Below are 23,225 nucleotides of genomic sequence, written 5' to 3'. Positions count from 1 at the left end.
GATTTTCCCATGGGAAAGGATATGTCGGCCCTGCCGAGAACTATGCTGATAACCCTCTGGGCCAAGGCGAAGGAAACCGGCATGGAGAGACCGCTATTGAGGGATCCCAAGGCGGTAAAGATGATGAAGGCCATAGATTACGACTTCTCGACTTTCGAAGGATGCTGGAAATCCCAGGTGGGGGTCGCGATAAGATCTATGATTCTGGATCGCGAGACCAAGCGCTTTCTCCGAAACCACCCTAACGGAACCGTCGTGGAACTAGGTGCGGGGCTGAGCTCCAGGATGGAGCGGCTCGGAAAGAACTCCGCAAGATGGTATGACCTGGACCTGCCTGAGGGAATAGAGACCAGACAGCGGTTCTTCCGCGAGACGGACACCAGACGATTCATAGCCCGCTCGGTTTTCGACTTCTCCTGGATGGACGAGGTGAAGACCAGGGGTGAGCCGGTGCTTTTCATAGCAGAGGGGCTTCTGATGTACTTTCCGGAGGAAAAGGTACGATCCCTCCTGGTGGAGCTGGCAAATCGTTTTCCCAGAGGAGAGATGCTGCTGGAGTCCACCGCCCCCTGCGTGGTGGGAAAGGCGAGATGGCACGATTCTCTGTCCAAGATCGACGAGACCCCCGAGTTTCTATGGGGCCCGGAAGATCCCGAGACGATGGCAAGCTGGTCCCGGTCGATAGAGATCGCGGGCAAATGGAACTTCTACGACTACGGCGGATCCCGATGGCGCTGGATGAGGGTCTTCAAGTACATCCCAAAGCTTAAGAGGATGACCTCGTGCCACATAGTTCGCCTTCGCTTCAAGCCGGAGTCGACGGAAAGGAGACGAAACGTATGAGAAAAAAGGGCGTGGCCCGACTTATGGAGATAGCAGGGGAGAAGAGAGGGCTGCTGGTGCTTTCCGGCGTTCTGTCGGTCGTGAGCGCCATACTCGCTCTGACCCCCTATCTTTCGGTCTACAAAATACTGGAGGAACTTATGGTCCACTGGGGCAATCCCTCGAACCTGGACGGCCAGTCCATGAGGTTCTGGGGCTTCACGGCCCTGGCCGGGGTACTGGCCTCCATGGTCTTCCTCTACGCCGGTTACATGGCCTCTCACGTTGCGGCGTTCAGGATCCTCTACGGCCTCAGGGTAAGGCTGGCGGAACATATAGGGAAACTCCACCTCGGGTATCTGTCTCGAACGTCCACCGGAGCGGTCAAGAAGACCCTGGAACAGAACGTGGAGAAGATAGAGAACTTCGTGGCCCACAAGATACCGGACCTGGTGAGCGTACTGGCGACGGCGGCGGTGATGGCGGCGGCTCTGTTCTCACTGAACCCCTGGATAGCCGGAGCCGCGACGGGAGCGGCCCTGCTGGCCTTCTTCGTCCAGAGCTACATGATGATAGGCTCAAGAGGCCAGACCCTCATAAAAGCCTACTACGACTCTCTCGAGAGGATCAACGGCTCGGCGGTGCAGTACGTCAGGGGCATGCCGGCGGTGAAGATATTCGGCCGGACCGTTCACTCCTTCCGCAAGTTCTACGGAGACATGATGGACTACTGCCGTCTGGTAACGGACTGGACCGACTCCTTCCAAAACGGCTACATCCTCTTCAAGACAATGCTGACGTCACTGCTGGCCTTCGTGCTTCCCGTAGGGGTGCTGCTCCTCTCCAGAGGGGGAGACCGGTCCACGGGCCTGACCGTGCTCTTCTCGATAATAATGATCCCCGGACTGACCGCCCCTCTCTACAAGATGATGCATCTGTCCGCCACACTGAGGCAGATCACCGAGGGGGTCAACAGGATAGACGACATACTGGATCAGCCCGCCGTTTCCGAACCGGCCCGACCGGCCCTGCCTGAGGGACACGACGTAGCATTCGAGAACGTATCCTTCTCCTACGGATCGGAGGACGAATCCACCAGGGTAGATGCCCTGAGCGGGCTGTCCTTCTCGGCCAGAGAGGGAGAGGTCACTGCCCTGGTTGGACCATCCGGGTCGGGAAAATCCACCGCGGCCAACCTGATCCCCCGATTCTGGGACGTCGATTCCGGGTCGATAAAGATAGGCGGGGTCGACGTGAGGGACATGAGGACCGAGGACCTGATGGACAGGGTCTCCTTCGTTTTCCAAGACACCTTTCTGTTCTTCGACTCGCTGTATCAAAACATACTGGTAGGAAGACCCGACGCCACGGAGGAGGAGGTCCACGCCGCCGCCAGAGCCGCCCAGTGTCACGATTTCATAGAGAGGCTTCCCAACGGGTACGACACCCTCATAGGAGAGGGCGGCGTGTATCTGTCCGGCGGAGAGGAACAGAGGGTGGCGGTCGCCAGGGCCATATTGAAGAACTCGCCGATACTGGTGCTGGACGAGGCCACGGCCTTCGCCGATCCGGAGAATGAACACAGAATGCAGATGGCGCTCAAGAGCCTGATAAAGGACAAGACGGTCATAGTGATAGCCCACAGGCTGTCCACCATAAAAGAAGCCGACCATATAGTGGTCCTGGACGGGGGAACTCTGTCCGAGGAGGGAACCCACAGGGAACTTCTGGAAAACCGAGGGGTCTACGAAAGGATGTGGACCGCCCACACCAGCGCCAGAGAGTGGGGCATGGAGAGACCGGCAAAGGCGGAGGCGATATGATGAGATTTTTCGAGAACATAACCGCCGGAGCTCCGGGGAAGCTGATAAAACCCATCTCCTTCACGGTGCTGTCGGACATCGTAAACGTGGGCCCCTTCGTCATGGCCCTGGGAGCCATAGGGATCCTTTTCGAGGGATTCGGCACAAACGGCACCCTGGACATCGGCGGGCTGTGGAAGGTCTGCATAGGCCTGGCAGCCTACGCCCTACTTATATTCGCAGCGGAGATCCCGGCCTACCGGACATGCTACAGAAGCGCCTACTCCGCCTCCGCCAAGGGGCGAGCCGCTCTGGCGGAGCACCTCAGAAAGCTGCCTCTGGGATACCTGTTCAGCCGTGACCCAGGAGACATGGCCAACATGATAATGGGAGACTTCGCCCTGCTGGAACAGGCCGTGTCCCATTTCGTGCCTCAGCTGGTTGGGGCCCTGGTGCTGCCTCTGATGGCCTTCGCGGGACTCTGGTTTCTGGACTGGCGAATGGCCCTTGCCATGTTCGCCCCTCTGCCCATAGGACTTGTCATTCTGGTAGGAGCCACCAGGTTCATCCGCCTGATGGGTGCCAGACACATGAGGGCCAAGATATCCGCCGCCAACAGGCTTCAGGAATATCTCTACGGAATCAGGGTGATAAAGGCCTATAACCTTACCGGAGGGCGGTTTCAGCGTCTGGAGAGATCCTTCAGGGAACTAATGAAGGAGAGCATTCGCCTGGAGGGAGGGGCCGGGCCAATAGTGATGTCCGCCATAGCCTGCGCCAGGACGGGGCTGACCATAATGGTCATCACAGGAGTATGGTTGATGGCCGAGGGAACCCTGAACCCGATGGTCTTCGTGACATTCCTGGTGGTTGGCTCCAGGGTGTTCGACCCTCTCTCGACGGCCCTGATAAACTACGCCGAACTGCGCTACGCCGAACAGGCTGGAGAGAGGATACTGAAACTCCGATCCGAGCCGGTCATGACCGGGACGAAGGTCCCTCCTCAGAACCACTCCATACGGCTGGACCAGGTGAACTTCGGCTACGGCGAATCGCCGGTGTTGAAGGACCTGTCACTGTCCGTTCCGGAGGGATCCCTCACAGCCCTGGTGGGCCCCTCCGGAAGCGGCAAGAGCACAACCTTGAAAATGATGGCCCGGTTCCACGATCCCGACTCGGGGCGGGTTCTCTTCGGAGGCAAGAACGTGAAGGAGATGGACCCGGAAGCCCTGATGGGAAGGATCTCAATGGTTTTCCAGGACGTCTATCTGTTCCAGGACACGGTGGCGAACAACATCGCCTTCGGTCGCGAGGGAGCCACAAGGGAGGAGGTCGTGGAGGCGGCCAAGAGGGCGTGCTGCCACGATTTCATAACAAAACTGCCAGACGGCTACGACACCATGGTGGGAGAGGGAGGCTGCACCCTTTCCGGAGGGGAGAAACAGAGGATCTCCATAGCCAGGGCCTTTCTGAAGGACGCCCCGGTGGTGCTGCTGGACGAGGCTACGGCATCTCTGGACCCGGAGAACGAGCTGGACATCCAGAAGGCCATCGACACCCTGATAAAGGGGCGGACCGTCGTGGTGGTGGCACACAGGCTAAAGACCATCTGCCGGGCCGATTCCATAGTGGTCCTGGACCAGGGCGAGATGGTTGAGTCCGGAACACATAAAGAGCTGCTGGAGAAGAAGGGGCTCTACGCCAGGCTCTGGTCCATCCAGGAGGAGTCGGCCGGATGGACCATCTGAGGGGCCTTCAGGTCACTCCACCCTGTTGACCAGCCGCCCTATTGGAGGAATCTCGCAGACCACCGTGTCCCCTCTCTTCATGAACCTCTGAGGGGAGAAACCCATTCCGACCCCCGCCGGGGTGCCCGTGGCTATTATGTCCCCCGGTTCCAGGGTCATCCCGGCGGAGATCTCCGAAACCAGGGCCGGTATATCGCGGATGAACATGGCGGTGTTGGAACTCTGGCGAAGCTCGTCGTTGACGTAGCTTCTGACGTCCACCTTCACGGGAAAGGGCAGGGCCGATTTATGGAGTATGACCGGCCCCATGGCTGTGTAGGTGTCCAGGCTCTTGCCCCGGAACCACTGGACGTGTCTTTTCTGAAGCCTGCGGGAGGAGAGGTCGTCGAGCACGGAATAGCCGAAGACGTGCTCCTCGACCCTCTCCGCCGGTATATCTGCACCGGCCTTGCCTATTATGACGGCCAGCTCGACCTCGTAGTCCAGCTGATCGTCCAGATCGAGACGGGCCTCTATTGGCTCGCCGTCGCCAATGATTCGGATCGCCCTCTTGGTGAAGAACACCGGGGCGGAGGGCTCGGCGAAATCCTTCATCTCTCCCTTGGTCTCCTCCAGATGATCCCTGTAGTTGACCCCGACGCAGAGCACGTCGTGGATCGGCCTGGCTATTGGAGGGAGCATCCGGACCTTGTCCATAGATAAAGCACCGAAACGGTCCGACGACTCGATGGCCTTCCTCAGGGCCTCGATATCCCTCTCGGAGGACCTCTCTATGAAATCCTGCATGTCCCTATACTCCCGGTCGGGTAGAGCGGACCTGAGGTCCAAAACGGCACCTTCGTCTGCCGTCATGACCCCGATCCCCGCAACTCCTCCAGATTCGAACGCGACGAACTTCATACGCGGCTCCCTCCTCACTCAAACCTTACTGGGTCTTTTTTCTGGTCTTTCTACCGTTGCCGTTTCCGTTGGTGGTTCTACGGGCGACCTTTCTGCTCTTGGGCTTGTTTCTGATGTATATCACCCGGGAATGGCCGTCGCTCTGGACCCTCTCGTCCACGTCGAATATACCTATGGCGAAGGCCAGCTCTCCCAGCTTGCCGTAGCCGTAGTTTCTGGGGTCGAACTCGGGAGACTGCTTGGCTATGTTGCTCCCCACCGTCCCCAGCTGGGCCCATCCCGTGTCGTCCGAAGCCGCCTCGAGGGCCGATCTCAACAGGTTGACCAGCTGGGTATCTCCCTTGAGCTCGTCGGTGGTCTTTCTCTTTATCGCCGAGGGGGAGTCCTCCTTGCTCACCGATATGACCTCGGTGTAGATGAACTTGTCGCAGGCCGACACGAAGGGCTTGGGGGTCTTCTTCTCGCCGAAACCGTAGACCATCAGCCCCGCCTCCCTTATCCTGGCGGCCAGCCTGGTGAAGTCGCTGTCGCTGGACACGAGACAGAATCCGTCGAAACGGTTGGTGAAGAGCAGGTCCATGGCGTCTATTATCATGGCACTGTCGGTGGCGTTCTTTCCCACGGTATAGCGAAACTGCTGTATCGGCTGGATCGAGTGCTCCAAAAGCACGGTCTTCCAGCCTCCGAGATTAGGGGTGGTCCAGTCACCGTAGATGCGCTTGACGCTCGCAACTCCGTACTTGGCCACCTCCGCCAGCAGAGGCTCGGTGATCGACGGCCTAGCGTTGTCGGCGTCTATAAGCACCGCCAGCCTGGGTTGTATGATGTCCAGTTCGCTCATTTATACTATGTCCTTTCCGAAACGGCATAGCCGTTCATCTTCTAGAATTTGCTCCACGTCAGTTCCTCCCATCCGTCGCTTGCCCCGAATCTTTTCACAAGTATAAGGCCTTACAAGAAATAAACGAAGGGGCCCCGAGCTCGGGACCCCTTCGTCTTTCTCCTCGATTATGGAAACTACTATTTCAAAGCAGTTATCATAGCAGCCAGCTCGTCGGCCTCGGCTAGAAAATCGCTAGCTATATCCGACACCTCGGTGGAACTCTCGACGAAAGTCGGATACCAAAAATCGGTCCTGTCGGTCAGAGCTGAGAAGCCCGCATCACCGAAACGAACGTGCCAGTGTTTCATAGCGTCGGGACCGTCGGAATGGACCGACGTCATCACCATATAACGCTGATCCGAGGCGGATGGAGCCTCGAACTTATACCAAAAGACCCCGTCGAATCCGGAGATGGGTGCGAACATCCGTCCCTCGTAGTCGTAGGCCATCGAGCCGCCTCCCGACGTGACGGTTATGACGTCTCCCCTTATTGAAAGAGCCGTGACACCCTTGGAATCGTACATATTCTTGAGAGCGGTCTCCACTTCTGCGGCAGTCAGATTCTTCCCCTTGGCAGCTATCGCCTCGTAGGCGGAATCCATGGCGGGATCGTCGAGATAGGAGGAAAAACTCTTCCAGTCGCCATCCCAACCGGAAAGGGAGGGGGAGGAAGAGAGGAACTGGGCCATCGCCTCGGCCTCGTCGTTCATGTCCTTCGCCACCTTCTCGATCGAGGTGTCGGCAGCTACGAAAGTGGGCCACCAAAGAGAGTTATCTCCACTAACAAGACTATCGAATCCGGAGGCCCCGTAACGGAAATGCCAGTGTTTCATGGCGTCGGGGCCGTCGGAGTGTACCTCCGTCACGATCAGATACTTGAACGGACCGTCCTGTTCCGACTCGAACTTGTTCCATACACTACCGTCGAACCCGGGGATAGGGGTGGTTCCAACGAGGGAATAATCGTAACTGACCGCTCCTCCGTTAGAGATCAACACAGCGGCGCCCCCGGAGATCTTTATGGAATCTATCGAACTGTACAACATCGCTTCGAAAGCTCCCTTGACGTCCTCGGAGGACACCCCTGAAACGTGGGAAGCCACGGCAGAATAGGCTTCGTTCATACCGGAATCTTTCAGATATCCGGACTCGCTTTTCCAAGACCCTTTCCATTTGTCCATAGAGACATCGCTGTCTCCACCTCCTCCACACCCACCGGAGGAAAAAGCCGCCACCGCGACCAAAAGCGCCAATATGCCGTTTCTGAACTTAAGAACAGACATGTTACCTCTCCTTTCGATTATGGCCGATACACGCTCCTTCGATTGCCTAGCCAAATAAGTTTTATAAGACTAACTCAACACACGACAAGATGTATACGACACAGGAGAGAGAATGTCAAGCGATTATTCTATATAATTCAAAGGGAAACGAACAAAAAGGAGGCTACACTATGCAGCTCGATCATCCTTCGGTAAGAAAGATGTGGAAGGAATATCTGGATAACGCCGGTATATCACGTCGGAACGACCCGGGACACGAGACGTGGTGTTTCTGCGACAACGAGAAGGACGCAAACAAGCTGGCCAAGCTGGTGTTGGCCGGTCAAAAGAGGGGTACGACATCGTCTCTGGAGGCCATGATCCAGGAGGGAGAGCCTGTTCCCAAGCCGGGAGATCACTCGGTCGTCACAGACTGGAAGGGCGTCGCCGTATGCGTGATCAAGAACGAGAAGGTGAGCGTAGTGCCCTTCGATCAGGTCTCAGAGGAGTTCGCCGCAATAGAGGGCGAGGGGGACGGCTCGCTGGAATACTGGAAAAAGGTCCACCGTGCCGCCCTCTCCAGAGAGCTGTCCTCCATGGGGCTGGTCTTCCACGAAGAGACCCCTGTGATATGCGAGGAGTTCTCCGTGGTCTACCCGAGGTGAATAAACTCTTACAACACCAACGGAATCAAAAAGGCCTTCGCAACCTCGTCGGCAACTTCCTTTCCCTTCAGGATCTCCAGGAGCCTCAGTGCGAAGAAGGGGGTCACGGCAGGGCCCTTGGCGGTGGTTATGTGACCGTCGGTCTCGATCATGTCGGAACCGATCGTGGCGCCGGTGAGCCATGACTCCATGCCGGGGTAGCACACAGCCCTTCGTCCTTTGAGAATTCCCGCCTTGCCGAAGACCGCCGGAGCCGCGCATATGGCGGCCAGCTTTTTGCCCTTTGAATCATAACGGACCACCAGATCCAGCAGCCCCTCGTGCTCCGTATAAGCCACCGTTCCGCCAGGAACCACCAGCATATCGAAGGGGCGGTCCGCCACGTCGTCGAAAAGGGCGTCCGCCATGACCGGCACTCCGTGCTTCCCCTTGACGGTCATGCATCCGGTCAGGGACGTCGTGGTCACGTCCACACCGCCCCTTCGCAGTATGTCCACCGTCGTGAGGGCCTCGGTCTCCTCGAAACCGTCCGTCAGAAAAACCGCAACTTCGATCATCGTGGATCACCTCTCATACAGTTTTAGGCAGCCGTTTAAACCGCCATCTCCTATCATACTACCGGATTCATCGACCAACCACGGATGAAAGAGGAGTCCGCTCCGTTCGGATACCTATTTTGTCGGCAAAGATTTTCTTTTCTCAGTTGACCGAATTAAGCGAAAGACATATATTCCTGTTACCCCTAGTAGGTAATATGAATAACGTAAGGAGGAACCGACATGGCTAAGAAGAAGACCCGATTGGACTTTGTGAGGATGAAGCGAGAGGGAGAAAAGGCGACCTGGATAACCGCCTACGACTTCCCTACCGCTTCCTTCGCCCAGCAGGCCGGGATGGACATGATCCTGGTTGGAGATTCCATGGGTATGGTGCTGCTCGGCTACGACGGAACCGTTCCCGTCACCATGGAGGAATGCCTGATACACTGCCGGGCGGTCCGCCGGGGAGCCCCTGACCTGTGGTGCGTGGGGGACATGCCCTTCGGGTCATACCAGGTATCCGACGAGGACGCCGTGATCAACGCCATACGGTTCCTTAAAGAGGCCGACATGGACTGCGTCAAGCTGGAGGGAGGCCGCAGGGTCTGCTCCAGGATCAAGGCCATAACCGACGCGGGCATTCTAGTCTGCGGCCATATAGGGCTGACTCCTCAGAGCTCCGGCCAGCTCGGCGGCTTCAAGGCCCAGGGAAGGGACCCGGAAAGCGCCAGAGAACTTATAAAAGACGCCATCGCGGTACAGGACGCCGGGGCCTACGCCCTCCTGCTGGAGGCGGTTCCGCCGGAGCTTACCGAGTTCATAGCCAAGAAACTGGAGATACCCGTCTACTCCATAGGTGCCGGAGCTCCCTGCGACGGACAGCTCATAATCTGCGGCGACATGCTGGGGCTTTTCCAGGCCTTCACCCCCAAGTTCGTCAAGAAATACGCCAACGTAGCCGAGGTGGAGATAGCCGCCTTCAAGGAATACGTCCAGGACGTAAAGAAAGGCCGTTTCCCCACAGACGACCACGTCTACCACATTCACGAGGGAATGGAGGAGGAATTCCAGTCCATGCTGAGAGAGTTCGACCTGCCCAAGGGAGTGGTTTGACGTTAGAGGGGGCGTAAAGGAGAGAGAGCATGAGCTTCAACTGTATCTGCAAAGATCCCGAATTTCCCGACGTCAGGTATCCGGCCGACCTGCTGGACCTGACCATACCCAGCCACGGAAGCGACCTGTACGGAATAATGTACACTCCTCAGGGAAGAGGCCCCCATCCCACGGCTTTGATACTTCACGGGTTCCCCGGAAGCGAGCAGAACGTGGACCTGGCCCAGATCCTCAGGAGAGGCGGCTTCAACTCGGTCGTGTTTCACTACAGAGGCTCGTGGGGCAGCGAGGGAGACTTTTCCTTCGAACACGTCCTGGAGGACACCAGGGCTGCGGTAGAATACCTCATGGATCCGATCAACAGGGAGCGATACATGATAGATCCCTCCAAGTTCGTCCTGATCGGCCACAGCATAGGAGGATTCGCCGCCCTGATGACCGGGGCGGAGATGACCGAGATCGACAGGATAATAACCATAGCTACCTACAACCTGGGAGCGGTGGCAAAAGAAAGGCAACGGGAGAACAGGGATGAAAGGTACGCGAAGAACACCTACGAGATGTTCATAAACTGCACCAGGCCGCTCAAGGGAACCAGCCCGGAAACTCTTCTGGACGAGATAAAGGAGAAAGCCCAGGAGTGGGATCTAAGAGACCTGGCACACCGCCTCAAGGGCAAAAATCTGCTGACCATAGCCGGATCCAGAGACGACGTGTCTCATCTGGAGATACACCACAACCCCCTGATGACGGCGCTTAGAAAGGCGGGAGTGACCACGGCAAAGGACATGGTGATAACCACCTCCCACTCGTTTCACGACAAGAGGATAGCCCTGGCGGAGGCGATCCTTAAGTGGCTGAGCTCGGATATACCGATACGCTGAAAGCTGAAAGAGGAGGCCTGATCGGGCCTCCTTTTTTTAGCGTTCAAATCCATCATTAGAGTACATAGAAGCTGATCTTTACTGATCTAGATTTCCAGGCTGAACGTTCCCCTGGTCGTCACGCCGATGGGGATACGTTTTAAACACATAGAGGCCGACGTCCTATAGGACGTCGGCCTCTATTTTGAGATTCTATTTTACGTTGAGCTTAAATCAGTTCTTGACTATCTGGGTTCCCTCGGTGCCTTCCAGAGCCTCCAGGGCCTGGTTCAGGCTGGCTATGACCGCACGGGATCCTCCGTTCATCACGAAGGCCATGGCGGCGGATACCTTGGGGCCCATCGATCCGGCCTTGAAGTGTCCCTCAGACTGGTAGACCTTCATCTCGTCTATGGTCACCTTGCCGAGCCATTCCTCATCGGGGGTTCCGTAACGGAGGGCAACCTTGGGTACGTCGGTCAGGATCATGAAGAGGTCCGCGTCCACCTGCTGGGCTAGAAGCTCTCCCGCAAGGTCTTTGTCTATGACCGCCTCGACTCCGCCGTAGCTGCCATCGGAGCCCTTCACCACCGGGATGCCGCCTCCGCCGGAGGCCACGACGACGTAGCCGTTGTCGGCAAGCTCTCTGACCGCCTTGCGCTCCACTATGTTGGTGGGTTTCGGCGAGGGGACTACCCTTCTCCATCCCCTTCCGGCGTCCTCTATCCAGCTCTCGCCGGACGACTCGATCCGGGCCTTGGCCGTGGCCTCGTCGTAGAAGGGGCCCACCGGCTTGGTCGGGTTGCTGAAGGCGGGGTCCTCCGAGGACACCTCCACCTGGGTCACTATGCAGATCGGCTCTTTATCCAGGCCGTGAGCTATCAGGGCCTTCTTGAACTCCTGAACGAACATGTAGCCTATGAACCCCTGGCTCTCGGCTCCGCACACGTCCATCGGCATGGCCGGCACGCTGCCACGGCCAGCCTCGTTCTGGATCAGTATGGCTCCGACCTGAGGTCCGTTGCCGTGGGTCAGCACCACCTCGTAGCCCGCCTCTATCATCTTGACTATCTGTGCCACCGTCTTGCGGACGTTCTCCCTCTGATCCGCTTCCGTTCCCTTCTGGCCTCTCTGAAGGATCGCGTTTCCGCCCAACGCCACGACAACTCTTTTACTCATGTTATATCCTCCCGTTCAAATTAGTCTCTCGTATTTCGGAAGAGGTATTTACCCCGTCCGGGCTCGCAGAGATGCCGCCCTTCCGAGTAGATAATCTCTCCCCGGGCCACGGTGGTAATCACCCGACCCTGTATCTCCATCCCCTCGTAGGGGGAGAAGTCCACCTTCATGTGCAGATCCTCGGCCCTCGCCGTCCACCGGGCCTCTGGGTCGAACAGAACCAGATCGCCGTCGTAACCGGGAGCCAGCCTGCCCTTGCTCTTCAATCCGTATCTCTCCGCCGGAGCCTGGGACATGATGACCGGAAGCGTCTCCAGAGGAATCCGCCCCGTCGCCACCCCTCCCGAGTAAATCAGGGGAAGTGACGTCTCCACCCCGGGAAGTCCGTAGGGGAGGTCGGAGAAGGAGCCCTTCCAGGCCTTCTGTTCCGACGTGAAGGGACAGTGATCGGTGGCAACGAAGTCCAGAGCGCCGTATCCCAGACAGCCCCAGAGGTATTCGCCGTCGTCCTCGCCTCTCAGGGCCGGACTGGCCGAGTAGAGGTGGCCGTCTTCCCTCCGGTAGACCTGGTCGGTGAGGTAGAGATACTGCGGACAGGTCTCGGCGGTGATGTCGAGCCCTCTCATTCGGGCCGCCTCTATTCTGGAGGCCCCCAGAGCGGAGCTGACGTGCACCACGTGGACCGAAGCTCCCGTCACCTCGCCGTAGAATGCCGCCTGATCTATGGCGGCACCCTCGCAGATATCCGGTCTGGTCCTGCTCAGGACCGTCATGGACGATTTCTCGTCGTCGGACAGCTCGGCCGTCAGGGATCTTATGAGGTCGTCGTCCTCGGCGTGGACCACCGCAACGGCTCCGGTCTCGGCTATTTTGGAGAAACAGCGATAGAGAGCTCCGCTGTCGGACCGGCGTCCCGAGTCGCCGTAGGCGGTGAAGAACTTGAAGCTGGTAACGCCTTTTTCGATCGCCGAGGGTATCTCGTTTTCCCTGCCGGGGGTCCATCCGACCATCTCGCAGTGGAAGCCGTAGTCTATCACCGACGGCGCAGCCGTCTCCAGCCTGGCGTCTATATCCTGAACCAGATCGGTCCGGGGGCTTCCGACGGTGAAGTCGACCATGGAGGTAACTCCCCCCGCCGCCGCCGCCATGCTGCCGGACAGAAAGTCGTCGCTGGACCGGTCTCCCCTTACCGGAAGGGCCATATGGACGTGGGCGTCCACCACTCCCGGTAAAACCAAAAGACCGTCGGCGTTCAGTTCTTTTCTGCCCTTTAGTTTAGAACCGACGGCTGCGATTACACCTTCATCCACCGCTACATCGCAGTAGGAGAGTCCTTCCGGGGTAACCACCCTGCCGTTTCGCACCACTAGATCATACACTAAAAATCACCTCCGTGGGAGATCAAGTTTATGTTTTTTTCGATTTTTACTACCGCCGCTCCTTCTCGTAGGGGACCCCCAATGTGGCGGGGACGTTGAACCGTTTTCTGGCCACCGTGGCCACTATGGTCAGTATGTAGGGCATGGCTATTAGAAACTCGTTCGGAACGAGGGTTACGCCGGAGGTCTGAAGCTGAATGGCCATGGCGTCGGCCAGTCCGAACACCAGAGCCCCCACCAGGACCCCCATAGGGTTCCAGTTTCCCAGGAAACATATGGCAAAGGCTATCCATCCTCGACCGCCGATTATGTCGTTGGTGTACATGCCCAGAAATCCCAGCGAGTAGAACGCCCCAGCCAAGCCGTCCAATGCGCCTGCGGCCAGGACCGTGCCGAAACGCACCGTCTCCACCTTTATTCCGGCGGCGTCCACTGCCTCGGGGTTTTCACCGGTTGAACGCAGTATCAGCCCAAGCTGGGTCTTATAGAGAACCCAATAGCCGACGGGGATGAGGGCCCAGGCCAGATAGGTGAGGGCGTTTTGATGGAACAGGGCCTCACCTATAACCGGTATGGACGACAGTCCCGGTACGGCTATCCTCTCGAGGGGATCCACCGTAAGGGGAAGAAGGGGCACGCCGAAGAAGACCCTGTAGAGGAATATGCCCAGTCCGGCGGCGAAGATGTTTATCGCCGTGCCCGTGACTATCTGGTGCTGTTTGAGCTTTACCGTGAAGATCCCGTAGACCAGGGCCGTGGCCGTCCCTATGGCCATGGCGGCCAGCAGACCGAGCATCATGCTTCCGGTCGAATACGCGGCCACGAAGCCTCCCCAGGCTCCCAGGAGAAAGATCCCCTCTATGGCGATTATCATGACCCCGGTCCTCTCGGCGTAGACCTCCGCCAGAGCTCCCATCATCAGGGGGGTGCTCATCTGGAGGGCTCCGGCCAGCAGTCCGGTAATCATCGTCGGTCACCTTCCTCTCTGGCCTTTCTCTTGCTCCTGGCGGAGGCCAGCCTTATCTGGAGAGCGTAGGAGAGTATGACGAAGAGCATGACGAACCCCTCCATTATCCCTACGATACTGGCGGGGACCCCGGAGGTCTGGACCGCCAGGTTTCCCCCTACCTGAAGGGCTCCGAACAATATCGCCGCCAGCACGATGCCCAGGGGATGGGCGTTACCAAGTATGGCTATGCCTATTCCCTCCGCTCCCACCATGGGGCTGAATCCCTGCACCAGCATGTGCTGTATGCCGTTGACCTCGGTGAATCCGGCCAGACCGGCGAAGGCTCCGCTCACGGCGAAGACTATAACGAAGATCTTTCCCGAGTCCATTCCGGCGTAACGGGCCGCGTCTCTGTTCATGCCGACCGCCCTTATCCTGTAGCCCAGAGAGGTCCTCCACAGTATGAACCAGGCGAGGGCCGCCGCTGCCAGGGCCAGTACGAATCCCCAGTGGAGTCTGGTATGGGGGATCAGCTGAGGTATCCAGCTTCCCTCGGATATGACGTCGGTCTGGGGATACTCTCCCTTGGCCTCCCTCAGGGGACCTCGGAGGAGAAAGTTCATCAGAGCCAGAGCGACGTAGGTGGACATCATGCTTATGAGAAATTCGCTGGAGTTGAACCTGGCCTTGGCGAATCCCACCAGAGAGGCCCAGGCGCCTCCGGCCGCCGCCGCCAGGAGCACGCACAGAGGCAGCACCAGCCACGGAGACAGGTGTCCCAGCCTGAGAGCGCACCATACAGAGGCGACGCAGCCCAGGTAGAACTGTCCCTGAGCCCCTATGTTGAAGAGGTTGGCCCTGAAGGCGAATCCAAAGGCCAGCCCCGTGAGTATGAGAGGGGTGGCCTTGGCGAATATGTCCGCCACGTTGTATCCGTCTCGAAAGGCCATGGCGAAGATCCTGCGGTAGACCTCTATCGGATCCGCCCCAAGAAGGGTCATCATTAAGCCGCTGGCAGCAAGCCCCATGAACACGGAGAAGAGAGGCCAGAACACCGCTCCGGCTCCCTTTCTCTCGGTGGACTTCATATCAGCCATGGCGCACCTCCTCTATGCCGGCCATCAGAAGGCCGATACGGTCCACGTCGAAGCGGCCTCTGTCGAATATCTCCAGAAGCCTACCACGATATATGACCCCTATGCGGTCCGAGAGCTTGAGCACCTCGGAGAGCTCCGTCGAGAGAAGCAGTATGGCCTTTCCCCTGGCCCTCTCCTCCATGAGGGTGGAGTGGACATATCCCGCCGCTCCGAGGTCCAGTCCCCTTGTGGGTTGAACCGCCACGAGAAGCCGGGATCCTACCTCTATCTCCCTGGCTATGACCACCTTCTGCTGGTTTCCTCCGGAGAGGGCCTTGGCTTTGGTGGCGTAAGAGGGGGTCTTTACGGAGAACCGCCGGATCATCTCCACGGCCATCTCGGATATTCGGTCCAACCGGAGGACCCCGTTTCGTGACAGATCGGAGGAGGAGCTTCCCTTGAGCATCAGGTTTTCCTCCACCGTCATGTCCAGCACCAGTCCGTCTCTGTGTCTGTCCGCCGGGATGTAGCCGACTCCCAGGTCTATCATCCGGGAGGCAGGAAGGCCGGTGACGTCCAGACCGTCGAGGACGATCTTTCCCGAGACCGCCTCTCTGAGGCCGCAGATCGTCTCGGCCAGTTCCTGCTGGCCGTTTCCGCTGACCCCTGCTATTCCGAAGATCTCCCCCTCTCTGACGGTCAGGGAAAGGCCGTCCAGGGCCGCGGCCCCTCGGTCGTCCTTCACCGCCAGTTCGAGAACCTCCAGGAGGGGGCCGCCGGTGGTCTCGTCTCTGTCGCCGGAGAGGAGATCCAGATCCCGCCCGACCATCATCCTGGCCAGGTCCATCTCGGTGGAATCGGAGGGAGATACCGTTCCGACCGGTTTTCCGTCCCTCATGACCGTGACCGAGTCGGCTATGGCCATGACCTCTCCGAGTTTATGGGTTATGAAGATCACCGAGTTTCCCATGGAGGTGAACTCCCTGACGAAACCGAAGAGGTGCTCGGTCTCCTGAGGGGTCAGCACGGCCGTGGGCTCGTCCATGATCAGTATTTTCGCCTTTCGATAGAGGGCCTTCACTATCTCCACCCTCTGCTGCATTCCGACCGGAAGCTGTCCCACCAGAGCGTCCGGATCCACCTCCAGGCCGTATTTTCCTCCCAGTTCCTTCAGTTCCCGAGAGACTCTGCCGAGGTCCAGTCCCGACATGGAGGATCCGAGCCCTAACACCACGTTTTCCGCCACGGAATGGACCGGCACCAGACTGAAGTGCTGGTGGATCATACCTATCCCCAGGGCCATGGCGTCCTGAGGGGAGTCTATATGGACCACCTGGCCGTCCACGGCTATCTCCCCGCCGTCGGGACGGTACATTCCGTAGAGGATCCTCATCAAGGTGGTCTTTCCAGCTCCGTTTTCCCCCAACAGGGCGACGACCTTTCCCGCCGGGACCTTCAGGTCCACGCCGTCGTTCGCCACCGTGCCGGGAAAGTATTTCGTTATTCCCCTGAGCTCGACCGCGGGCATCGCGGACACCTCCTCCACCTGAAATGCCGGACGAAGAGCTGTCTCCGCCCGGCGTATTTCGTATTTACCCTATTTCAGCGACTCGGGAAACTCGGAGGCGAAATAGAGGAGGTTTCCGGAGGTTATGGCCTTCTCGGCCTTCTCGACCTGAGCCCTTACCTCGTCCGGAACCTGGTCCGAGTAGGCCACCTTGACTATGCCCTCGGCGACTCCCGCCTGGTTTACCTCGGGGGCCAGGGTTCCGTCCATGAACTTCTCCAGGGTCCATTTATACATGTCGGCGAAGTCGAAGTAGACGCTGGCGACGACGGTGCCCTTGGCTATATCGTTCTGGTTGCTGGCGAAGCCGACGAACTTGACCCCCTTTTCCTTGGCGGCCTGGATGGCTCCGAGGCCCACCTGGTTGGCGTAGAAGAAGAGGACGTCCGCTCCCTTGTCTATCATGGAGGTGGCCATCTGCTTGCCCAGAGCGACGTCGCTCCAGGAGTTGGAGTAGGCCCTGTTGGCCTTGGCCTCGGGAGACCCGATGCGGACGCCGTACTCGTAGGTGTTCATCAGACGGACCATCAGCTTGTTCGGGAAGCCTCCGACCATTCCTACCTTGCCCGTCTCGGTGGTGAATCCGGCTATTATCCCGGCCAGGTAGCTGGCCTCGTATTCCTTGGGCAGGACGGGACGGACGTTCGGCCCCTGGGATACTAGGCCGTTCACGACGCAGAAGACGCTGTCGGGGTATTTGGCAGCCACCCTGTTGGCGGCCTCGTCGAACTGGGTCCCGGCTGCCATTATGAGGTCGTAGCCCCTCTCGGCGTAGTTTCTGAAGGTGGACTCGTAGTCGCTGGCCTGGACGTTCTCGACGTACTCCATGGCCGTTCCGAGCTCTTTGTTGCAGGCCACCAGTCCGGCGTAGTTGGTGGCGTTCCAGCTCTGGTCGTTTATGGGGCCCGGCAGTATCAGTACTATTTTGTGGTCTTTCGGGGCCTTGGCCTCCGCCATAGCCGGGGCTATCGCGGCCAGGGCTATACAGACCGCCATGAAGAATACGGCGCACTTTTCGGTGAATCTCATGGATCTCCCTCCTTTTACGGTTCGAAAATGGTCTACATCACGCTTTAGTTCTTGCTACAGTCGACAAATCTCAGGCAACACCTCCCTTCCATAGAAAAAGCCCGAAGGGAGGCGGATGAAATCCGTCTCCCCCGGGGAACCGCTTCGAAATCCGAAGAGTCTACTGGCGGCCTCTGCCTCCCATGGTGAGAGCCATGACCGATTTGGCCGTGTGAAGGCGGTTCTCCGCCTCGTCGTAGATGGCCGAGTTGGGGCCGTCTATGACCGAGGCGTCCACCTCGTTCTGCCGGTCCGCCGGAAGGGCGTGCATGTAGAGGCAGTCCTTGTTCGTCAGGGCGAAACGTTCCTCGGTGCACTTCCAGCCCTTGTTGGCCTCCAGACCGGCGTCTACCACCTCGGTGCTTGGGTTCTTGAACCAGGAGCCCCAGTTCTTGGGGAAGACCACGTCGGCGTCCTTGTAGGCCTCCTCCTGGTCGTGGGTTATCCTGAAGGATCCGCCGGTGCTCTCGGCGTGCTTCTTGGCCTGCTCGACGACCCAGTCGGGAAGGTCGTAGCCCTCGGGATAGGCCAAGGTAACGTCCATGCCGTATCGAGGGAACAGAAGGCTCTGGGTCAGAGGCACGGAGATGGGCTTCTTGTGGGTTGTGGCGTAGGCCCAGATGATGGAGACCTTGAGGTTTTTGACGTCGCTGCCCCTCTTCTCCTGTATGGTCAACAGGTCCGCCAGTCCCTGCATGGGATGGAACAGGTCGTCCTGAAGGTTGAGGATAGGAGCGGAGGAATACTTGGCCATGTCCCTCAGATAGGCGTTTCCTATTCCCCAGAAGCAGTTGCGGCAGGCTATGGCGTGGCCCATACGGGATAGGATGACCGCTGTGTCCTTGGCGACCTCTCCGTGGGATACCTGCATGGTGCTGGTGTCCAGGAAATGGGCGTGTCCGCCGAGCTGGGTTATCCCCGCCTCCATGGAGTTTCTGGTCCTGGTGGACTGCTCGAAGAACATGAGAAAGACGGTCTGGTATGGCAGATAGGGGGTCGTCTTGCCCATGGCGAAGTCCTTTTTCAGGTCCTTGGATACCTCCAGGAGGGTGTCTATCTCCTCCTTGGTCCACTCCTCCAGTGTAATGAAGTCCTTGCCTCTAAATATCGTGTTCATCCGTAAAGTTCCCCTTTCGTTTTAATCGCAGTGTTCGTCCACGTAGATTCCCGGGATGACGGCGTACATGGCGGCGCAGGTCACCAGGTGGCTTTTCCAGGTCTTCTCGTTGGGGGCGTGGGCCTCCTCTTCCTTGCCTGGTCCGAAGCCTATGACCGGTATGCCGTGGCGGCCCATTATGGAGACGCCGTTGGTGGAGAAGGTCCATTTGTCCACCACGGGCTCCCGGTCGAACAGCCTTCTGTAGCCGTCCACAAGGGTCCTGCAGGCCGGGTGCTCCTCCTCCAGCTTCCAGGCCGGGAAGTAGCAGTCGGTCGGGTATACCAGGCCGGTCCAGGAAGGCCTCTCGTAGGTGTAGAGAGACACCTCCGCCTCGGCCTCCTTGACGGCGGGAAGGTTTCTGACCTCCTGAAGGGCTCCCTCCCAGGTCTCGCCCCAGGTCAGACGGCGGTCTATCGATATGGTGCATCCGTCCGCCACGGCGCACCGGGACGGGGATTTGTGGAATATCTGGGATATGGTCAGGCTGCCCTTGCCCAGGAAGTCGTCGTCCTTCAGGTTCTCGTGGAGGGCTCTAAGCTCCATGACGATAGGGGCCATCTTGTATATGGCGTTCTCCCCTCTCTCAGGGGCGGAGCCGTGGCAGCTTATGCCTCCGGTCTCGACCTTTATCTCCATCCTTCCCCTCTGGCCCCGGTAGATCCGGCAGTCGGTGGGCTCGGTGCTGACGACGAACTCGGGACGTATTCCGTCCTCCTCTATTATGTACTGCCAGCAGAGGCCGTCGCAGTCCTCCTCCTGGACCGTCCCAGTGACGAGAAGGGTGTAGTCGTCCTCGAGCCCCAGGTCCTTTATTATCTTTCCGGCGTAGACCATGGCGGCCATTCCGCCCTCCTGGTCGCTGGCTCCGCGGCCTCCTACGACGTCGCCTTCCTCCATGCCCTTATAGGGATCGAACTTCCAGTTCTTTATCTCCCCTATGCCGACCGTGTCTATGTGGGCGTCCATGGCGATCAGGTGCTTGCCCCGTCCCAGATATCCCAGGATGTTGCCCATGGGATCTATCTCCACCCTGTCGAAACCTACCTTCTCCATCTCCTCCTTGATCCTCTTTATGACGGCCTCCTCGCCGCAGCTCTCGCTGGGCAGGGCTATCATGTCCCTGAGGAAACGGGTCATATCGTCCTTGTACTCCTCCGCCTTCGCCACCACCTGATCAAAAGGGATCTTCAAGAGATAACGCCTCGCTTTCGATTTTTTATGTTATGTAAGGTTGCTTCTCGTTCACCGAGCCAGCAGCCCCATGGCTCCCGGAAGGGCCAGAGGTATGGCCGGAACGAAGGTTATAAGCAAAAGGACCGCCAGCTCCACCAGAATGAAGGGCAGTATCTCCCGGCTTATCTGCTCCAGGGTCAGCTTGCTTATGCCGCAGGCCACGAACAGACAGGCCCCCACCGGCGGGGTCATCAGGGCTATGTTGAGCGCCAGGACCATGATGATCCCGAAGTGAAGCGGATGGTATCCCAGCTGCACCGCCAGAGGGTGAAGGATAGGACCCAGTATTATGAGTGCCGCCGCTATGTCCATGAACATACCCACCACCAGGAGCATGATCAGGATGAGCCCCATGATGACGTAGCGATTGTCGCTTATGCTCAACATGAAGGTGGCGACCTTCTCCGGGATCTGCTCTATGGTGAGCACCCATCCCAAAATGGACGCGGCTGCTATGACCAGAAAGACCACCCCGGTGGTCCTGGCCATCTTGAGAAACAGGGGAACCATGTCCCTCAAGGTGAGGTTTCTGTAGACGAAGAAGCCCAGCACCATGGCGTAGGCCACGGCTACTGCGGCCGCCTCGGTGGGGGTGAACATGCCGGAGAGAATTCCCCCCAGTATTATCAGGGGCATCAGAAGGGCCACTATGGCGTCCTTCAGTCCGACCAGCATCTCCTTTACCGTGGCTCTTCTCTCTCCAACAGGATATCCCCTCTTCTTGGATATCCTGGCTGTCATTATCATGAGGGCCACCCCTAGCAGCAGCCCCGGGACGAGCCCTGTCATGAAGAGCCCCGCTATGGAGACCTGCATGAAGGCCCCGTAGATAACCATTATGTTCGACGGCGGTATGGTGGGGCCGATTATGGAGGACGCGGCGGTTATGGCCGCCGAGAAGTCCTTGTCGTATCCCTCGTCCACCATGGCCGGTATGAGCATGGATCCTATGGCGGCGGTGTCGCTGACCGCCGCTCCGGTTATACCCGCGAAGAATATTGAAGCCACTATGTTGGCGTGGGCCAGTCCTCCCTGGAGATGTCCCACCAGTATGTTGCTGAACTTGACCAGCCTCTGGGTGATGCCGGTCTTGTTCATGATCTCTCCCGCCAGTATGAAGAAGGGCATGGCCATCAGTGTAAACATGTCCACCCCTGCGAAGTACCTCTGAGGCACCAGGTTCAAGACGGCTCCACCGCCCATCTTGACCATACCGAGAAGTCCCGCCACTCCCAGGACGAACCCTATGGGCATCCCCACCGCTATCAGTATGGCGAAGGAGGCGCTAAGGAATCCGGTCATATAAAATCCCCCCGTTCACTGCTAAAAGTCCAGTCCTTCCTCTCTCTTGACCGCGTCCACCAGTTCCTCCGACATCAGAATTTCGTCCAGATCCCTCCGTCTGACGTCCAGCACCATCTTGCAGGCCAGCATCACCATGCAGATGCCCGCGCTGACTGGCACCGCCATGAGCCACCATTCCATGGTGGTCCCAAGTCCGGTGGCTATCTGGGACTTGCCCCTCTCGGCCATCTTGAGCCCATAGGCCAGAAGTATGTAGAGGAAGAACATGACCAGTCCGTTGGAGGCGAAGACGAGGGTCTTGGCCAGAAGCCGGGGAAGTTTTTTTATGAACATGGTCACTCCAACGTGCTCCTGCCTCCATATACAAAGAGCCACCGACAGCAGGGCCATCCATATCATGATGTAACGGGAGAGCTCCTCGCTCCATCCCAGTGGGGATCGAAGGACGTATCGGAAGAAGACCCCGGCGAGCACCGATGCGGTCATGACGATCGACAGTATCAGTACCGGGACCTCCAGGAACCTCTCCAGACCGTTTCCGAGGCGCTCGGCCAGGGAGAAAACTCCCCGGCCCGCGCTTTTTCTATCCTTCGTCATGGACCTGTCCGGAAAGACTAATCGTCTTCCAGCTCGTCCACTGCTTCGTCTATGGCCTCGAGATAGAGATCCGCTATCTCCACGCCCTTATCGCCGAAGTTCTCCTTTATGAATACCATTGCCGAGTCCTTGCCCATCTCGCGGAACTGTTCCATGGCCTCCGGAGTCGGGGTGTTGACCTCCATGCCCTTCTCTATGATGGTTGGAAGTCCTCTATCGGAGCCCTCGATGATCCTGTTGAGGCCCCGTCCGGCCACTATGGCGGTTATAGCGGAGGAGTTGACTACCTCTTTTTCGTCATCGCTGAGGCCGTCCCAGAACTCGTCGTTCATGATCCAGCAGTAGGTGCTGTATATGTGGTTGGTCAGGGTGAGGTACTTCTGAACCTCGTAGAGCTTCCCGAGAAGGACTATGGGAAGGGGGTTATGCTGACCGTCGGCCACTCCGGTCTGGAGCGCCGTGTAGACCTCGGCCCAGGCTATGGGGGTAGCGGCGGCTCCGTAGGTCTTCATGAGGTTCTGATGGGTGGGAAGGGTCATGGTGCGCATCTTGAGACCCTTCATGTCCTCCACGGTCTTTATGGGACGGACGCTGTTGGAGAGCTGGAAGAAACCACCCGCCTCGCCGAAACCGAGGACCCTGAAGCCGGTGACCTTTTTGATATCCTCCTTGAGATACTCGCCGAAGGGGCCGTCGAAGACCTTCCAGGCCACCGCGTAGTTGGGAACTGCGCAGGACGCCGTAAAGGGGGTAGAAGGGGGCCATTCCTCCGGCGGAGGCTATGTAGCTCTGGACCACTCCGACCTTGACCTGCTCCATGGTCTCTCTCTCGTTGCCGAGCTGTCCCGCCGGGAATATCTTCACCTGAACCGAGCCGTTGGTACCGGCCTCGACCATGCTCTTGAACACCGCCGCCATGGCTCCAGTTGCGTTTTCAAAGGGCTGCTGAGGGTTCAGATGGGCCAGTTTGAGGACCTTAGGTCCCGCCAGAGCGGAGGAACACAGGGCCACCACCAACGCCAGGGCTATAATCGTCACTCTACGCTTCATATCTCAATACGCCTCCTTTTCTCCTGTTCTTTTAACCATAGGACTATCTCCCCTTAAGTGTCTCCC

Annotated in this window: 21 protein-coding genes and 1 pseudogene; 6 read left to right on the top strand and 16 right to left on the bottom strand. The window is 58.4% G+C overall.

Features of this window, described 5'->3' with window-relative positions; translation table 11 throughout:
- Positions 1–9 precede the first annotated feature (9 nt).
- From L2W58_RS04420 to L2W58_RS04410, 3 genes are read left to right on the top strand one after another with little or no spacing between them, the layout of a single operon-like run.
- Positions 10–843 (top strand): class I SAM-dependent methyltransferase, encoded by an 834-nt coding sequence (locus L2W58_RS04420; protein WP_236101832.1) that lies wholly within the window; start codon positions 10–12, stop codon positions 841–843.
- The gene (locus tag L2W58_RS04415) at positions 840–2,645 is read left to right on the top strand and encodes an ABC transporter ATP-binding protein (protein ID WP_236101830.1); all 1,806 of its coding nucleotides are present in this window, start codon (positions 840–842) and stop codon (positions 2,643–2,645) included. The genes L2W58_RS04420 and L2W58_RS04415 overlap by 4 nt, the downstream gene beginning before the upstream one ends.
- Positions 2,645–4,372, top strand: coding sequence for an ABC transporter ATP-binding protein (locus tag L2W58_RS04410; RefSeq protein WP_236101828.1), 1,728 nt, complete (start codon positions 2,645–2,647; stop codon positions 4,370–4,372). Before L2W58_RS04415 ends, L2W58_RS04410 begins: the two co-directional genes overlap by 1 nt.
- A gap of 12 nt (positions 4,373–4,384) precedes the next feature.
- On the opposite strand, the gene L2W58_RS04405 is transcribed toward L2W58_RS04410, so the two are convergent.
- The 3 genes from L2W58_RS04405 to L2W58_RS04395 form a co-directional block, all read right to left on the bottom strand.
- Positions 4,385–5,272, bottom strand: a complete 888-nt coding sequence (locus L2W58_RS04405) for a fumarylacetoacetate hydrolase family protein (RefSeq protein WP_236101826.1) — start codon at positions 5,270–5,272, stop codon at positions 4,385–4,387.
- A 25-nt stretch (positions 5,273–5,297) separates the two neighbouring features.
- Positions 5,298–6,113 (bottom strand): NYN domain-containing protein, encoded by an 816-nt coding sequence (locus L2W58_RS04400; RefSeq protein ID WP_236101824.1) that lies wholly within the window; start codon positions 6,111–6,113, stop codon positions 5,298–5,300.
- Between the two features lie 179 nt (positions 6,114–6,292).
- On the bottom strand, positions 6,293–7,438 hold the full coding sequence (locus L2W58_RS04395) for a ZinT/AdcA family metal-binding protein (protein WP_236101822.1): 1,146 nt from the start codon (positions 7,436–7,438) through the stop codon (positions 6,293–6,295).
- Between the two features lie 170 nt (positions 7,439–7,608).
- Here L2W58_RS04395 and L2W58_RS04390 point away from each other — a divergent pair, with 170 nt between their 5' ends.
- Positions 7,609–8,082 (top strand): ASCH domain-containing protein, encoded by a 474-nt coding sequence (locus L2W58_RS04390; RefSeq protein WP_236101820.1) that lies wholly within the window; start codon positions 7,609–7,611, stop codon positions 8,080–8,082.
- 8 nt (positions 8,083–8,090) lie between these two features.
- Here L2W58_RS04390 and L2W58_RS04385 read toward each other — a convergent pair whose 3' ends face one another.
- A complete protein-coding gene (locus tag L2W58_RS04385) occupies positions 8,091–8,639 on the bottom strand; it encodes a DJ-1 family glyoxalase III (RefSeq protein ID WP_236101818.1) in 549 nt (182 codons plus the stop codon).
- 222 nt (positions 8,640–8,861) lie between these two features.
- On the opposite strand from L2W58_RS04385, the gene panB reads away from it, so the two are divergent.
- Complete coding sequence (gene panB / locus L2W58_RS04380) at positions 8,862–9,734, top strand: 3-methyl-2-oxobutanoate hydroxymethyltransferase (RefSeq protein WP_236101816.1); 873 nt, start codon at positions 8,862–8,864, stop codon at positions 9,732–9,734.
- A gap of 29 nt (positions 9,735–9,763) precedes the next feature.
- Complete coding sequence (locus L2W58_RS04375; RefSeq protein WP_236101814.1) at positions 9,764–10,618, top strand: alpha/beta hydrolase family protein; 855 nt, start codon at positions 9,764–9,766, stop codon at positions 10,616–10,618.
- Positions 10,619–10,831: 213 nt separating this feature from the next.
- Here L2W58_RS04375 and arcC read toward each other — a convergent pair whose 3' ends face one another.
- From arcC to L2W58_RS13035, 12 genes and pseudogenes are all read right to left on the bottom strand, one after another.
- Positions 10,832–11,776: a carbamate kinase gene (gene arcC / locus L2W58_RS04370; protein ID WP_236101812.1), complete on the bottom strand. Its 945-nt coding sequence runs from the start codon at positions 11,774–11,776 to the stop codon at positions 10,832–10,834.
- A 20-nt stretch (positions 11,777–11,796) separates the two neighbouring features.
- Complete coding sequence (locus L2W58_RS04365) at positions 11,797–13,155, bottom strand: dihydroorotase (RefSeq protein ID WP_236101810.1); 1,359 nt, start codon at positions 13,153–13,155, stop codon at positions 11,797–11,799.
- Positions 13,156–13,204: 49 nt separating this feature from the next.
- Entirely contained in the window at positions 13,205–14,122 is a 918-nt protein-coding gene (locus L2W58_RS04360) for an ABC transporter permease (RefSeq protein WP_236101808.1), read from the bottom strand.
- Positions 14,119–15,201 (bottom strand): ABC transporter permease, encoded by a 1,083-nt coding sequence (locus tag L2W58_RS04355; protein ID WP_236101806.1) that lies wholly within the window; start codon positions 15,199–15,201, stop codon positions 14,119–14,121. Before L2W58_RS04355 ends, L2W58_RS04360 begins: the two co-directional genes overlap by 4 nt.
- Positions 15,194–16,708 carry an ABC transporter ATP-binding protein gene (locus L2W58_RS04350; protein WP_236101804.1) on the bottom strand — a complete coding sequence of 505 codons (1,515 nt, stop codon included), beginning with the start codon at positions 16,706–16,708 and terminating at the stop codon, positions 15,194–15,196. Before L2W58_RS04350 ends, L2W58_RS04355 begins: the two co-directional genes overlap by 8 nt.
- 69 nt (positions 16,709–16,777) lie before the next feature.
- A complete protein-coding gene (locus L2W58_RS04345) occupies positions 16,778–17,776 on the bottom strand; it encodes a BMP family protein (RefSeq protein ID WP_236101802.1) in 999 nt (332 codons plus the stop codon).
- Positions 17,777–17,936: 160 nt separating this feature from the next.
- Positions 17,937–18,932 carry an ornithine carbamoyltransferase gene (locus L2W58_RS04340; RefSeq protein ID WP_236101800.1) on the bottom strand — a complete coding sequence of 332 codons (996 nt, stop codon included), beginning with the start codon at positions 18,930–18,932 and terminating at the stop codon, positions 17,937–17,939.
- A gap of 21 nt (positions 18,933–18,953) precedes the next feature.
- Positions 18,954–20,165, bottom strand: a complete 1,212-nt coding sequence (locus tag L2W58_RS04335) for a YgeY family selenium metabolism-linked hydrolase (protein WP_236101798.1) — start codon at positions 20,163–20,165, stop codon at positions 18,954–18,956.
- Between the two features lie 51 nt (positions 20,166–20,216).
- Positions 20,217–21,509, bottom strand: coding sequence for a TRAP transporter large permease (locus L2W58_RS04330; protein ID WP_236101796.1), 1,293 nt, complete (start codon positions 21,507–21,509; stop codon positions 20,217–20,219).
- Between the two features lie 21 nt (positions 21,510–21,530).
- Positions 21,531–22,109: a TRAP transporter small permease gene (locus L2W58_RS04325; protein WP_236099229.1), complete on the bottom strand. Its 579-nt coding sequence runs from the start codon at positions 22,107–22,109 to the stop codon at positions 21,531–21,533.
- 17 nt (positions 22,110–22,126) lie between these two features.
- A complete protein-coding gene (gene dctP, locus L2W58_RS04320; RefSeq protein ID WP_338033064.1) occupies positions 22,127–22,822 on the bottom strand; it encodes a TRAP transporter substrate-binding protein DctP in 696 nt (231 codons plus the stop codon).
- A gap of 79 nt (positions 22,823–22,901) precedes the next feature.
- Positions 22,902–23,006 (bottom strand): annotated as a pseudogene (locus L2W58_RS13035) (DctP family TRAP transporter solute-binding subunit); the annotation flags it as partial.
- Positions 23,007–23,225: the final 219 nt, after the last annotated feature.

The organism is Dethiosulfovibrio faecalis (assembly GCF_021568795.1).
In the GTDB taxonomy this organism is placed as follows: domain Bacteria; phylum Synergistota; class Synergistia; order Synergistales; family Dethiosulfovibrionaceae; genus Dethiosulfovibrio; species Dethiosulfovibrio faecalis.
The sequence above is the reverse complement of the archived record's forward strand: the minus strand, read 5'-3'. Positions and strand labels throughout refer to the sequence as shown.

Bases quoted from the DNA above. Each gene is read 5' to 3' on its own strand.
- L2W58_RS04420 (WP_236101832.1), top strand. From the start codon at position 10: ATGGGAAAGGATATGTCGGCCCTGCCGAGAACTATGCTGATAACCCTC.
- L2W58_RS04415 (WP_236101830.1), top strand. From the start codon at position 840: ATGAGAAAAAAGGGCGTGGCCCGACTTATGGAGATAGCAGGGGAGAAG.
- L2W58_RS04410 (WP_236101828.1), top strand. From the start codon at position 2,645: ATGAGATTTTTCGAGAACATAACCGCCGGAGCTCCGGGGAAGCTGATA.
- L2W58_RS04405 (WP_236101826.1), bottom strand. From the start codon at position 5,272: ATGAAGTTCGTCGCGTTCGAATCTGGAGGAGTTGCGGGGATCGGGGTC.
- L2W58_RS04400 (WP_236101824.1), bottom strand. From the start codon at position 6,113: ATGAGCGAACTGGACATCATACAACCCAGGCTGGCGGTGCTTATAGAC.
- L2W58_RS04395 (WP_236101822.1), bottom strand. From the start codon at position 7,438: ATGTCTGTTCTTAAGTTCAGAAACGGCATATTGGCGCTTTTGGTCGCG.
- L2W58_RS04390 (WP_236101820.1), top strand. From the start codon at position 7,609: ATGCAGCTCGATCATCCTTCGGTAAGAAAGATGTGGAAGGAATATCTG.
- L2W58_RS04385 (WP_236101818.1), bottom strand. From the start codon at position 8,639: ATGATCGAAGTTGCGGTTTTTCTGACGGACGGTTTCGAGGAGACCGAG.
- panB (WP_236101816.1), top strand. From the start codon at position 8,862: ATGGCTAAGAAGAAGACCCGATTGGACTTTGTGAGGATGAAGCGAGAG.
- L2W58_RS04375 (WP_236101814.1), top strand. From the start codon at position 9,764: ATGAGCTTCAACTGTATCTGCAAAGATCCCGAATTTCCCGACGTCAGG.
- arcC (WP_236101812.1), bottom strand. From the start codon at position 11,776: ATGAGTAAAAGAGTTGTCGTGGCGTTGGGCGGAAACGCGATCCTTCAG.
- L2W58_RS04360 (WP_236101808.1), bottom strand. From the start codon at position 14,122: ATGATTACCGGACTGCTGGCCGGAGCCCTCCAGATGAGCACCCCCCTG.
- L2W58_RS04355 (WP_236101806.1), bottom strand. From the start codon at position 15,201: ATGGCTGATATGAAGTCCACCGAGAGAAAGGGAGCCGGAGCGGTGTTC.
- L2W58_RS04350 (WP_236101804.1), bottom strand. From the start codon at position 16,708: ATGCCCGCGGTCGAGCTCAGGGGAATAACGAAATACTTTCCCGGCACG.
- L2W58_RS04345 (WP_236101802.1), bottom strand. From the start codon at position 17,776: ATGAGATTCACCGAAAAGTGCGCCGTATTCTTCATGGCGGTCTGTATA.
- L2W58_RS04340 (WP_236101800.1), bottom strand. From the start codon at position 18,932: ATGAACACGATATTTAGAGGCAAGGACTTCATTACACTGGAGGAGTGG.
- L2W58_RS04330 (WP_236101796.1), bottom strand. From the start codon at position 21,509: ATGACCGGATTCCTTAGCGCCTCCTTCGCCATACTGATAGCGGTGGGG.
- L2W58_RS04325 (WP_236099229.1), bottom strand. From the start codon at position 22,109: ATGACGAAGGATAGAAAAAGCGCGGGCCGGGGAGTTTTCTCCCTGGCC.